The organism is Rhodopseudomonas sp. RCAM05734, from assembly GCF_052658035.1.
The window spans coordinates 2,499,865-2,511,902 of sequence record NZ_CP199742.1; the positions used below are offsets into that span (position 1 = coordinate 2,499,865).

At 64.5% G+C, this 12,038-nt stretch carries 13 protein-coding genes and 1 pseudogene; 6 read left to right on the forward strand and 8 right to left on the reverse strand.

Annotated features, from left to right (window positions below):
• Window positions 1-13: 13 nt before the first annotated feature.
• On the reverse strand, window positions 14-220 hold the full coding sequence (locus ACUXVA_RS11760; protein ID WP_265080150.1) for a hypothetical protein: 207 nt from the start codon (window positions 218-220) through the stop codon (window positions 14-16).
• Between the two features lie 121 nt (window positions 221-341).
• On the opposite strand from ACUXVA_RS11760, the gene ACUXVA_RS11765 reads away from it, so the two are divergent.
• A complete protein-coding gene (locus ACUXVA_RS11765) occupies window positions 342-707 on the forward strand; it encodes a hypothetical protein (protein ID WP_413776398.1) in 366 nt (121 codons plus the stop codon).
• Between the two features lie 218 nt (window positions 708-925).
• Here the strand turns inward: ACUXVA_RS11765 and ACUXVA_RS11770 are convergent, their stop codons facing one another.
• Entirely contained in the window at window positions 926-2,128 is a 1,203-nt protein-coding gene (locus tag ACUXVA_RS11770) for an ABC transporter substrate-binding protein (protein ID WP_445492266.1), read from the reverse strand.
• Between the two features lie 284 nt (window positions 2,129-2,412).
• Between ACUXVA_RS11770 and ACUXVA_RS11775 the strand changes: the two genes are divergently transcribed.
• Both ACUXVA_RS11775 and ACUXVA_RS11780 read left to right on the forward strand, forming a co-directional pair.
• Window positions 2,413-3,354: an SMP-30/gluconolactonase/LRE family protein gene (locus ACUXVA_RS11775; RefSeq protein WP_445492268.1), complete on the forward strand. Its 942-nt coding sequence runs from the start codon at window positions 2,413-2,415 to the stop codon at window positions 3,352-3,354.
• 10 nt (window positions 3,355-3,364) lie between these two features.
• Window positions 3,365-3,952, forward strand: a complete 588-nt coding sequence (locus ACUXVA_RS11780; RefSeq protein WP_265080147.1) for a GNAT family N-acetyltransferase — start codon at window positions 3,365-3,367, stop codon at window positions 3,950-3,952.
• Between the two features lie 163 nt (window positions 3,953-4,115).
• Here ACUXVA_RS11780 and ACUXVA_RS11785 read toward each other — a convergent pair.
• A pseudogene (locus tag ACUXVA_RS11785) lies at window positions 4,116-4,675 on the reverse strand (TetR/AcrR family transcriptional regulator C-terminal ligand-binding domain-containing protein).
• A gap of 132 nt (window positions 4,676-4,807) precedes the next feature.
• On the opposite strand from ACUXVA_RS11785, the gene ACUXVA_RS11790 reads away from it, so the two are divergent.
• A complete protein-coding gene (locus ACUXVA_RS11790; RefSeq protein WP_445492271.1) occupies window positions 4,808-6,121 on the forward strand; it encodes an MFS transporter in 1,314 nt (437 codons plus the stop codon).
• Here the strand turns inward: ACUXVA_RS11790 and ACUXVA_RS11795 are convergent.
• From ACUXVA_RS11795 to ACUXVA_RS11805, 3 genes are read right to left on the reverse strand one after another with little or no spacing between them, the layout of a single operon-like run.
• Window positions 6,018-6,995, reverse strand: a complete 978-nt coding sequence (locus ACUXVA_RS11795) for a PDR/VanB family oxidoreductase (RefSeq protein WP_265080144.1) — start codon at window positions 6,993-6,995, stop codon at window positions 6,018-6,020. The two genes, ACUXVA_RS11790 and ACUXVA_RS11795, sit on opposite strands and share 104 nt — an antisense overlap.
• A gap of 12 nt (window positions 6,996-7,007) precedes the next feature.
• A complete protein-coding gene (locus ACUXVA_RS11800; protein ID WP_445492273.1) occupies window positions 7,008-7,763 on the reverse strand; it encodes a GntR family transcriptional regulator in 756 nt (251 codons plus the stop codon).
• Window positions 7,764-7,767: 4 nt separating this feature from the next.
• Entirely contained in the window at window positions 7,768-8,817 is a 1,050-nt protein-coding gene (locus ACUXVA_RS11805) for an aromatic ring-hydroxylating dioxygenase subunit alpha (RefSeq protein ID WP_265080142.1), read from the reverse strand.
• A gap of 188 nt (window positions 8,818-9,005) precedes the next feature.
• Here ACUXVA_RS11805 and ACUXVA_RS11810 point away from each other — a divergent pair, with 188 nt between their 5' ends.
• Together ACUXVA_RS11810 and ACUXVA_RS11815 are read left to right on the forward strand one after the other, a co-directional pair.
• On the forward strand, window positions 9,006-9,176 hold the full coding sequence (locus ACUXVA_RS11810; RefSeq protein ID WP_265080141.1) for a hypothetical protein: 171 nt from the start codon (window positions 9,006-9,008) through the stop codon (window positions 9,174-9,176).
• Window positions 9,176-10,216: a YwqG family protein gene (locus ACUXVA_RS11815; RefSeq protein ID WP_445492276.1), complete on the forward strand. Its 1,041-nt coding sequence runs from the start codon at window positions 9,176-9,178 to the stop codon at window positions 10,214-10,216. Before ACUXVA_RS11810 ends, ACUXVA_RS11815 begins: the two co-directional genes overlap by 1 nt.
• Window positions 10,217-10,677: 461 nt before the next feature.
• On the opposite strand, the gene ACUXVA_RS11820 is transcribed toward ACUXVA_RS11815, so the two are convergent.
• The gene (locus tag ACUXVA_RS11820) at window positions 10,678-11,520 is read right to left on the reverse strand and encodes an AAA family ATPase (RefSeq protein ID WP_265080139.1); all 843 of its coding nucleotides are present in this window, start codon (window positions 11,518-11,520) and stop codon (window positions 10,678-10,680) included.
• A 96-nt stretch (window positions 11,521-11,616) separates the two neighbouring features.
• Window positions 11,617-11,868 carry a GlsB/YeaQ/YmgE family stress response membrane protein gene (locus ACUXVA_RS11825; protein ID WP_265080138.1) on the reverse strand — a complete coding sequence of 84 codons (252 nt, stop codon included), beginning with the start codon at window positions 11,866-11,868 and terminating at the stop codon, window positions 11,617-11,619.
• Window positions 11,869-12,038 lie beyond the last annotated feature (170 nt).

A 12,038-nucleotide genomic window follows, 5' to 3' on the forward strand; every position in this document is an offset into this window, starting at 1 on the left:
AGCAGGGCGGAGTCTAGAACCGCGGCAGCCGCCAGCCGATCACGGTTGCCTCGACGAGGCTGCCCGACTCCGCGTTGCGCCATTCGCCGTCGATGCGCTTGCAGGGAAACGGCAGCTGGTAGGTGCCGCTGTGATCCTCGCACAGCACGTGCACCGCCTGATCGGGCAGCGGGTCGCCTTGGCCGTTGAATTCGGCCAGCCGTCTCTCGCGCGTCGCCATATCGTTCAATTCTCCGGGGATGGAACGACTGCCATCCGTGCTTGTTTTAGGCCTGCAGTTGACAGAGGCGGCACAAAGCCGTCTGGCTGGCGCAACCTATCAGGACGCACGAGGCTTTTTCATGATCGGCCGGGCCATGTTGACGACCGCCGCTGCGATGCTGGCGCCGTGCGTCGTGCTCAACTCTACTGCCGCGCGGGCGCAGGACGTGCCGGGCATCGAGATCTGCACGGTCGAAAAGACCATGGAGCGCCGCACCAGCTGCCTGCAGAGCAATGTGATCTTCCTGCAGAAGACCATCGGCAAACTCGGTCTGGACAGCCAGGCCAGGCTCGACGCCGCCAACCGCCAGATCGAGGCGTTGAAGGCGACGGTGGCCGGATTGCAGAAGAGCGTCGAAGAGTTGCAGGCCGCGCAGAAGAAGACGCCGCCGGCAAAGGAAACGCCGGCTGCTGCCGCGCCGGCCAAGGACGGCGCAGCGAAGTAGGGTTACTTCTTCCCCTCCACCTTGCGGGGAGGGTGGCCGCGCGTAGCGCGGTCGGGTGGGGGTAACCGCAAACGCCGGAGCGAGCGGCACCCTCACCCCGGCCTCCACTTCAGCGATGCTGCGCATCGCCTCGTTCGGCCGACCCTCCCCGCCTGGCGAAGCTTCGCTTCGCGCGGGGGAGGGAAACCATATCGGCCGTGCTTTATTTTCCGCGCTCCCTACGACGCCTTCTCGCCGGACATCAGCGGTCCGAACGGCTGCCAGCTCTCACCCTTGAACTTCATCATCTGCAACTGTTCGAGCGGGCTGAAGTCGGTCGGGCTGGTCCTGATCTTGGTGCCGGGCAGGTAGATGCCGATCTCCATGTTGAGACTGGCGGCCTGCTTCATGATGTTGTCGCGGGTGAGATCGTCGCCGCACTGCTTCAGGACCTGCACGATGCCCTGCGCGACGCCGTAGCCGAACACGGTGCCGCCGTCTTCCTTGTCGCCCTCGGGGAAATATTTATCCATGAAGGCGCTCCACTCCATCATGGCGGGGTCGCTCTTCCAGGTCGGATCCTTCGGGTCCTTCATGTAGGCGGCGCTGAGCACATCCTGCGAATTCACGTAACCCGCCGGCTTCATCACAGCGCCGACCGAGGCGGAGACATTGGTGACGATATGGACCGGCTTCCAGCCCATCTCGCCGACCTTCTTGATCGCCTGTGCTGCAAATTTCGGCGTGGCGATGTTGATGAAGACGTCGGGATTGGCCGCCTTGATCTGCACGATCTGCGAGTCCACCGTCGGCGAACTTGTCTCGTAGGGCACTTCGCTGACGATATAGTCCTTGTCCTTGCTGCCGAAGCCCTCATGCAGCCCGACGAGATAATCCTTGCCGAAGTCGTCATTGGCATAGAGCACGCCAACCTTCTTGCCCGGATAATTCGCCATGATGTATTGCGCGTAGATCCGCGCTTCGGCCTGGTAGCTCGGCTGCCAGCCCATGGTCCACGGATAGTTCTTCGGGTCGGCCCATTTGGCGGCGCCGGTCGAGACGAACAGTTGCGGGATCTTCTTGGAGTTCATGTATTTCTGGATCGCGGTGTTACCCGGCGTTCCCAGCGGATTGAGGATGAACAGCACCTCGTCGCTTTCCACCAGCTTGCGCGCCTGCTCGACGGTCTTCGGCGGGCTGTAGCCGTCGTCATAGGAGATGAAGGTGAGCTTGCGACCGTTGATGCCGCCCTTGTCGTTGATCATCCTGAAATAGGCCGCCTCAGTCTTGCCGATGACGGCATAGGACGACGCCGGGCCGCTATAGGGCATGATATTGCCGATCTTGATCTCGGTATCGGTGGCGCCGATATCGTACTTCTTCTGCGCATGGGCGGAGATCGCCATGGCGCCGAGCAGCAGCGCAGCAAGCGTCGCAGTCATTCCAGTTCTGGCGTGGTGTCGCATTGTCGTCCTCCCTGAGGTTTAACCGCGGCTCCCTCCGTCTTCGCGGATGGTGAACCGTCGGCGCAAATGCAGGGCGAGTATGCACGAATGCATGGGCGTTGCCAGCGACGCAGCGGCGCATCGCAGTGCGGAATTGCCATCGCGCGAAATTACCCGTTCGCTTGGCAAGGGATGGCGAGTTGCATACCATTGCCGCCAGGCAACTGCCGCATGTGCTGGATCGTTCTGGTATCCGCCTGCAAACAACAAGAACAAGGAGGATGCCCATGTCCACGCCCAACATCCGCGTGCTCGCCACCGGTCTCGCTTTTCCCGAAGGTCCCGTCGTGATGCCCGACGGCTCGGTGATCCTGGTGGAAATCCGCGCGCAGCGGCTGACGCGTGTCTGGCCCGACGGGCGCAAGGAAGTGGTGGCGAAGATTCCCGGCGGTCCCAACGGCGCGGCGCTCGGGCCGGACGGCAAGATGTATCTCTGTAACAATGGCGGCTTCGGCTGGCATCCGTCGCGCGGCACCATGATGCCCGGCGCGCCCGAGCCCCACGAATATATCGGCGGTTCGATCCAGCGCGTCGATCTCGCCAGCGGCAAGGTCGAGACGCTGTTCGACAAATGCGGCGAGCATCCCCTGAAGGGGCCGAACGATCTGGTGTTCGACCGCCAGGGCGGGCTGTGGTTCACCGACCTCGGCAAGCGCCGGCCGCGCGACATGGATGTCGGCGCGTTCTATTACATGAAACCCGGCGCGACCGAGGTGGTCGAGGGTCATTTCGGCATGTTGCCGGCCAACGGCATCGGCCTGTCGCCGGACGAGAAGACCGTCTATGTGGCGGAGACGCCGACGGCGCGGCTGTGGGCGTTCGATCTGTCGGCACCCGGCGAGGTCAAGCCCTCAGAGGTCATCTACCGCGGCGAGCGCGGCACGCCGATCGCCGGTCTCGGCGGCTATCAGATGTTCGATTCGCTCGCCGTGGAGGCGTCCGGCAATGTCTGCGTCGCAACCCTGGTCAGCGGCTGCATTTCGGTGATTGCGCCCGATGGAAAACTGGTGGAACAGGTACCCACCGGCGACCGCGTCACCACCAACATCGCATTCGGCGGGCCCGAGCTGAAGACGGCCTACATCACGCTGTCGGGCAAGGGCGAATTGATCGCGATGGACTGGCCGCGCGGCGGACTGCCGCTGAACTATCTCAATAAATGAAGGATACGCGATGCCGTGGCTTGAACCTGTAACGCTCTCTGGCCCTCATGCCCGGCTCGAACCTCTCGCACAGGCCCATCGCGATGGCCTGGTCGAGGCCATCGGCGACCTCTCATCGATCTGGTACACGGCGATTCCCACCGCGGAGAAAATGCCGGCGGAAATCGACCGCCGGCTGGCGCTGCAGGCGTCGGGCGCGATGCTGCCATTCACGGTGTTGGACGCCGACGGCGGCGTCGCCGGCATGACCACCTACATGAATGTCGATGCCGGCAATCGCCGGGTCGAGATCGGCTCGACCTGGTACGCCAAGCGCGTCCAGCGCACCGCGCTCAACACCCAGTGCAAGCTGCTGCTGCTCGGTCACGCCTTCGAAAAGCTGGACTGCATCGCGGTGGAATTCCGCACGCACTTCTTCAACCAGCAGTCGCGCAAGGCGATCGAACGGCTCGGCGCCAAGTTCGACGGCATCCTGCGCAACCATCAGATCGCGCCCAACGGCACGCTGCGCGACACCGTGGTCTACAGCATCATCGCGTCAGAATGGCCGACGGTGAAGGCGCATCTGACCTATCAGTTGAACGAGAGAGCGCGGTAGCTCCGCCCCCGTTCCCCGGATGCTGCGCAACGCGTCGCGAAGCGACGTGGTGCGCTGCTGATCCGGCCCCGTGGTGCGCGGAAGAAACCGGGGTCCCGGATCTGCGAAGCGGCACAAGAGCGCCGCATCGCGTCCGGGAAACGAAAGTGTCGTGTGCGGCGTGTCAGGCTGCCGGCAGCGAGCGCAGCCGCGCCAGCAGCGCGCGGCAGTAGTCCGGGGTCACGTCGCGGTCGCCATAGAGGATGTGATAGACGATCGGCGCGACCACGTGGTCGATCACCTCGTCGATGTCGAACGGCGTTTCCCCGCGTGCTCTGGCACGCTCCACGAGGGTGGTCAGATGGTCCGCGGTGAAGCCGCAGCACTGGCTGGGAAAGCTCTGGTCCGAAGAGAACACGTCGCGGATCAGCGCACGGCCAACCGGCGATGACATCTCTTCGGCGTACTGCTCGATGAAGGCCGTCAGATCCGACACCATGGCGCCGGTGTCGTCGGGGTCGGCAATGGGCCGCAACCGGGCGACGGCGACATCGGCCAGCAGCGTCTGCAGGTCGCCCCAGCGGCGATAGATCGTCGATGGCGTGACGCCCGCCGCGGCGGCAATCTGCGGAACGGTGATCTGGTTTCGGGTGGTCAGCGCCTCGAGCTTGTGGACAGCATCGTGCACCGCAGATTGAATCCGCGCGCTGCGCCCCCCACCCGTATCCGTTCCTTCAGCGCCACGTGATCCCCTCTGACGTCGCCAGCCGCGCCGCTGAAATATTTAACGCAAAGAATTTGCTTTAGTGCGGCAGGTGGCGTATAGCTAACGCTTCATAATAGCTTTAAGGACCTGCGATGCAAGAGACCTCTGGCATGGGACATGGTTCTGGCACCGCTCCCGCAACGTCCGCGCCGCGCCGGCTCTCGCTGCGGGCCATGACGGTCTACGGTTTCTGCGGGGCGCTGCTGGTTTCGGCCGGCAGCAGCGCGCCGACGCCGCTGTATCGGCTGTACCAGGAATCCATGCAGCTGACGCCGTTCTGGATCACCGTGGTGTTCTCGGTTTACGTCATCAGCCTGCTCGCGGCGCTGCTGACATTGGGCGGACTGTCCGACTATGTCGGGCGCAAGCCGGTCATCCTCGCCGCATTGCTGGTCAATGCCGCGGCCATGGTGCTGTTCGCGCAGGCCAGCGGGCTCGGCGATCTGATCCTGGCACGCACCGTCCAGGGTTTCGGCGTCGGCATCGGCACCACCGTACTCGGCGCCGCGATCCTCGACTCCGACCGCGAACGCGGCCCGTTGCTCAACAGCCTGACCGCTTTCCTGGGAATAGCCTCGGGATCCCTGGGGGCCGTGCTGTTGCTGACCTTGGCCCCCGATCCGCTGCACATGGTCTACGAAGTGCTGCTGGCGCTGACGGCGGCGATGGCCGTGCTGTTGTGGATCATGCCCGAGAGCGGTGCGCGCAAGCCCGGTGCGCTGGCGTCGCTGCGGCCGCAATTCAGCGTGCCCGCGCAGTCGCGCCCGGTCCTGCTGCGACTGACCCCGGCCAATACCGCGGGCTGGGCGCTGGGCGGATTCTATCTGTCGCTGATGCCCACGCTGGTCGCGACCACCATGCATGCCGCCTCGCCATGGATCGGCGGCATCGTCGTATCGGCGCTGATGCTGAGCGGCGCGATGGCGGTGGCCTTGCTGCGCGGCTGGCGAGCGCGGCGGCTGGTGGTGTTCGGCACCAGCACGCTGGTGCTCGGCGTCGCGGTGACGCTTCTCGGCATCCAGCAGCATCTGGTCGCCGCGCTGTTCGGCGGCACCATGATCGCCGGCTTCGGCTTCGGCGCGACGTTTTCGGGGACGCTGCGCAGCCTCCTGCCCACGGCGCACCCGGATCAGCGCGCCGGGCTGCTGTCGACCTATTATGTGCAGTCGTATCTGGCGTTCAGCCTGCCGGCCGTGGCCGCCGGTCTGTCCGTCCCGTCGATCGGGCTGGCCAACGTCGCCTACAGCTACGGCGCGGTGGTGATGCTGCTCGCCGTCATCTCCTTGCTGGCCGCACTGCGCGCGGACAGCCGAGGGGGCGCTACGGGGCGTCGGGCCGATACAGCGTATCCACCGTCACCGTGCCGACCGCGCGCGACACGCAGGGGCAGATTTTTGCATTGTCGTGCTTCTGGTGGTCGCTGAAGAACACGTCGCGGTGGTCGATCTGGCCGTCCACCGCGAGCACGTCGATGGCGCAGACGCCGCATTCGCCGCGCTCGCAATCCGACATCACTTCGAAGCCCGCCTCGTTCAGCGCCGCCAGCATCGAGCGGTTCTGCGGCACCACGATCTCGGAGCCGGTGCCCTTGAGGCGGACGCGGAATTCCGCGGTCGGTAGCAATCCGCTGGAGCCGAAGGTCTCGTAGCGCAGATCGGCGGGCGCGCGGCCAGCCTCGTTCCAGGCGTGGCGCGCCGCTTCCAGCATGCGCATCGGCCCGCAGATCACGGCGATGGCGTCGGCAGGCAGTCCGGCAAAAGTAGTGGCGAAATCCAGTCGCTTGCCCTCGCTACCGGCATGGACGTTCAGGCGATCGTCCAGCGTCGCGGCCAACTCGTCGAGATAGGCAGCATCGGGACGCGACTTCACCGCATAGTGCAGTTGCACGTCGATGTTCTTGCGCTCAAGCGCCGCGGCAATTCCGATGATCGGGGTGATGCCAATGCCGCCGGCGATCAGGCAATAGGTTTTGCGCGTCCAGTCGATGTCGAACAGCGACGACGGGCTGGAGATCTCCAGCCGCGCGCCGGGCTGCAAGGCCCACATCGCCTTGGAGCCGCCGCGGCTGTCCGGCGCCAGCCGCACCGCGATGCGCAGCGTGTCGGGCCGGCGTTCGCCGACCAGTGAGTAGGACCGCGTCTGCGGCTGGCCGTCGATCAGCAGGCTGACATTGATGTGGCTGCCGACCGGGCAGGGGGCGACCGGCGCATCCGGCCGCAGCACGATCTCGCGAATGCCCGGCGTGACGTCGCGGGTGCTGTCCACGGTGGCCCACATCCAGTGTTCGGCAAAGCGCATGGCAGTCTCCGGTCAGTCCGAGGTCGTTGACGTCAGCAAGGCGAGCGCCGGCAGCAGGTCGAGATGGGTACGGTTGCGCAGCGCCAGCCGCAGATTGCGCACCGCGAGGCGGGCGTGCTCGCGCATGATCGCTTCGGCGCGCGCGCCCTCGCGGTTCTCGATGGCATCCACCACGATGCGGTGATGCTCCTGGCTGATCAGCAGGATGGTGTGGGCCTCGGGCAGCGTCGATTGCGCCATCACGAAGGCGCTCGGCGAGGCGAACGGCATCGCCGCGACGCGGTCGATCTGCCGGATCACCGGCGCGCTGCCGGATAGCTCCGTCAGCAGCGCGTGGAAGCGCGCATTCATGGTCACATAGGCCGAGAACGCTTCCACCGAGACCGGGTCCTGCCGCACCGGCTGGTCGAGATCGCCGAGGCATTCCTTCAAGGGTTCGAGGCTGCGGGCGCTGGCGCCGCGTTCGGCGGCGAAGCGTGCGGCGAGGCCTTCCAGCGTGCCGCGCAGCTCGATCGAATCCAGAATGTCGCGCTCGGAAAACGCCTTCACCATGAAGCCGCCGGACGGGATCGCCTGCAGCAGGCCTTCATCCTCCAGCCGCACCAGTGCGAGGCGCACCGGGGTGCGCGACACGCCGGTGATGTCCACCGCCTGCAACTCGCTGATACGTTCGCCTGCGCGCAGGCTGCCGGACAGGATCATGTCGCGCAGCGCCGGCTGCGCGCGCACGGTCTGCGACACCGAGCGATCGGACTCGCGTTCGCTCATGATCCTACTCCGCCGCCTGCAGCCGCTGCGGCGTGGTTTCCTTGTCGACCATGCGTTCGATCACCTTGCGTGTCCACATGGCGCCGGCGTCGATGTTGAGGTTGTAGAATACCCGGTCCGGGTTTTCGTCCATGGCCTTTTGCTGCGCTTCGAGGATGATCTCGTCCTCGCGGAAGATCGCCGAGACGCCTTCGCGGATCTCGGTGGTCAGCTTCTGTTCGGTGATGCGGTGGTTGCGCACGAAGGCCCAGAAGTAGTGGCAGGTGGTGTCGGTCTCCGGCGTCATGGTGTTGAGCACATAGCCGTTCACGCCCTGCGAGCGGTCGCCTTCCGGCGCGCCGGTGCCGGCGGGGGCCACGCCGACATCGATGTTCACGGTGCCCGGCGCCTGGAAATGAATGATCTGCCAGCGGTCCACCGGGCCGGGCTTGCCGAGTTGCGCCGCCCAGAACGGCGGCGGCGTAATGTTCTTCATCCAGCGCGTCACGGTGACGGTCTTGTCGCCATGGCTGACATCGAACGGCGCTTCGGCGACGTCGTCCTGGCCGATGCTGGAGCCGTGCACGAAGGCCTCGTGGGTGAGGTCCATCAGGTTGTCGATCACCAGGCGCCAGTCGCATTTGACATGGATGGTCTTGCCGTCGCCGGCCCATTCCGGATCGTTGTTCCAGTGCATGTCGGGCACCAGAGCGGGATCGGCCAGCGCCGGGTCGCCCATCCACAGCCAGACGAAGCGGTGCCGCTCAGCCACCGGATAGGAACGCACGCAGGCGGACGGATTGATGGTCTCCTGCGATGGCATGAAGGTGCAGCGGCCCTGCGGATTGAACTTCAGCCCGTGATAGCCGCACACCACGATGTCGCCCTCGAGCCGGCCCTTGGACAGCGGCACCAGCCGGTGCCAGCAGGCGTCTTCCAGCGCGGCGATGCTGCCGTCAGCCTTGCGGTACATCACCACATGCTTGTTGCAGATCGTGCGCGGAAACAGCGCGTGCTTGATGTCCGCATCCCAAGCGGCGGCGTACCAGGCATTCATGGGGAAGGCTGCGGCCATGGCGGTATCCTCCGTAAGGCGGAATTCAGATTGTATACTGAAATTTGATTATGACCCTTTTAACCCGTTAGCGCCCCGTTGAAAAGGCTGTTTATGTATACAGGGAAAAATCAGAAGCCTCGAAGGAAGTGATCTGGCTTGAAGTTGTTCCCGATTTGTTCATAATCCTTGACGGCTAGGAGAACGTCATGGGCGATCTTCAAGGACTCTCGGACACTGAGCTGGTTCAGGCCTGGATCGACAATGTGCGAGCGCATGCTGCAATCGAGCATGTTGGCGCCGCAAACCGTCATTTTGACAAGCGGATCCGGATCGCCGACCTTTTGAAGGCGCGGAGCGATGGCGGCTGTCGCAACTGATGCCGCTGCTTCAGCATCCGGACGTCGAACTGCGATATACGGCGGCGCTGCAATTTCGAGATATCGATCCCCAGGCTTTTCGCACGACCCTCACCGCACTGAGCAGCGTCGGCGGCGAAGTCGGAGCGAACGCCGCCCGGATGCTGGCAGCGCCGCCGCTGGCCATGCCCGTTCCGATTGCGCCACTTCCCGCGGACCATCCGATCTTCTGGCCGGCGCGCCATCCGCCTCCGGCGGGTATGGCGCGCGACGAAATCGAGCGGCGGATCTCTGCACTGATCCCCGACCAGCCGCGACGACTGCTGCAGTTGCTGAGACCGGCAATGGGACTTTGGCCGCAGGCGCCGCGGGACGATGCACCGCCGCACGGATCGCGCCTTGGTGGCATGCCTCATGCGCCGCCGGGCTGGACATGGCCGGTTGAGGCAACGGAGCCGATGCTGTTTATTGGACAGATCAATTGCGCCGATATCTGTCATCTGCCTGGTGCCGAGGTGTTGCCGTCCTCCGGCGTGCTCGCCTTTTTCGGCGATCATGACACCGTCAACGGCTGCATGTTCTCGTCAATGGGTGGCGCGGTGTACCACTGGCCCGATACGTCGCAGCTCGCGCCGGCCGTTCCGCCGATGCTGCCATTGACCGTGTTCCCCCGCGCCGAACTGCTGTTCCGCCCGCTTCTGCAACTGCCGGATCCGAAGAGCAGGCTGGTTGAATCCATCCTGAAGGACGACTGCGCGTTTGCGGCCTATGAAGAATTTTACAGTGCACTGGAGTCGCATGGCTTGCCCGAAGGCTACGACTATGCCGGCGATTTTGGCGCCATGCTGGGCTGGCCGCGTCTGGTGCAAAACGACGACTGGGATTTCCTCCTCGACAGGCCGTCCGACGATTACCGCCTTTTGCTCCAGCTTCCCTCCTACACAAATGGCGAAGAGTTTGCCGATTGGGGTCCGGGCGGGACGTTGTATTACTTCATTCCGGAAGAAGGGCTCGAACAGCAGGACTGGCAAAGCTGCGAACTTGCCGGGCAGTTTACGTAGCGCCGTCGTTCTGCGACGCGCGTATCCCGGACGCAGTGCACTGCGCCGCAGATCCGGGGGCGGGTTACTTTCAAGGCGGACACCGGGATCCCGGATCTGCGAAGCGGCACAAACGTGCCGCACCGCGTCCGGGAAACCAGGGCAGCCTCGACGAAATAGGCGGTAGGATGGGGTGAGCCAACGGGTCGCGCGAAGCGCGCCCGATGATGAACTCCGCGAAACCCATCACCGCTTCGGCATGCATGATGGGTTTCGCTCCGGCGCCGTGCGCCTGCGCTCTACCCACCTTACGCGTTGTCATCGCCCGGCCAGGCGCGCAATTGCGCGCCTGGCCCGGGCGATCCAGTAAACTCAGGCGTTCGCGATCGAGTCGCGCGGCCGGTGTCTACTGGATCCCCGCATACGCGGGGATGAGAGCCGAATGTGTGAGCAAGCGTGCGCAGGCAACTCGCTTGTCCGCCTTACACTTCCCTTCTGTTCAAAAACGCCAGCCGCTCGAACAGGTGGACGTCCTGCTCGTTCTTCAGGAGCGCGCCGTGCAGCGGCGGGATCAGTTTTCGCGGGTCGCGCTCGCGCAACATTTCCGGCGTCATGTCCTCGTTGAGCAGCAGCTTGAGCCAGTCCAGCAGTTCGGAGGTCGAGGGCTTCTTCTTCAGGCCGGGCACCTCGCGGATCTCGAAGAAGATGCGCATGGCTTCGGCGACCAGGCGCTGCTTGATGCCGGGGAAGTGCACCTCGACGATCTGGTTCATGGTCTCGATGTCGGGGAACTTGATGTAGTGGAAGAAGCAGCGGCGCAGGAAGGCGTCGGGCAGTTCCTTCTCGTTGTTGGAGGTGATCATCACGATCGGGCGCTTCGCCGCCTTGATGGTCTCGCCGGTCTCGTAGACGTGAAATTCCATGCGGTCGAGTTCGAGCAGGAGATCATTGGGGAATTCGATATCGGCCTTGTCGATCTCGTCGATCAGCAGCACCGGGCGCTGTTCGTGGGTGAAGGCCTCCCACAGCTTGCCGCGCTTGATGTAGTTGGCAATGTTGGAGACGCGGCTATCGCCGAGCTGGCTGTCGCGCAGCCGCGACACCGCGTCGTATTCATACAGGCCCTGCTGCGCCTTGGTGGTCGACTTGATGTGCCAGGTCAGCAGCGGCGCGCCGAGCGCTTTCGCCACTTCCTCCGCCAGCACGGTCTTGCCGGTGCCCGGCTCGCCCTTCACCAGCAGCGGCCGCTCCAGCACGATGGCGGCATTGACCGCGATCTTGAGATCGTCGGTGGCGACGTAGTTCTTGGTGCCGGTGAATTTCATCGAGACTTTGCCTTGCTGTTATTGTCGCGCGCTGTGACGGCATCTGGACATGAAACGACCGCCGGAAGGCGGTCGCAGGGAGCATGTGAAACGGCGTCAGCGCCGGATCAGAGACAGGACGACGAGAACGATCACCGCGCCGATCGCCGAATTGATGATGGCGCGCAGGATCCCGCTGCCGAGGTTGACGCCGAGTTGCGGCAGCAGCCAGCCGGCGACCACCGCGCCGATGATGCCGATGACGATGTTGCCGATCAGGCCGAAGCCGCCGCCGGTGACGATCAGGCCCGCCAGCCAGCCGGCGACGGCGCCGACCAGAAGCCAGACGACAATAGATTCAATTCCCATAACTTGTTTACCCTTGAATGACCGCTGCCGGTGCCCGTTACGCATGATGCCCCGACCGCGGATATGGATGTCTGCCGCGCGGGTCCAACTCTAGATGAAAAAAGACCGAGGTCCAGAGCGCATGCCGGGCTGGCATCGTCGGCTCCTGCCGCATGGCGGAATGCGCGGCA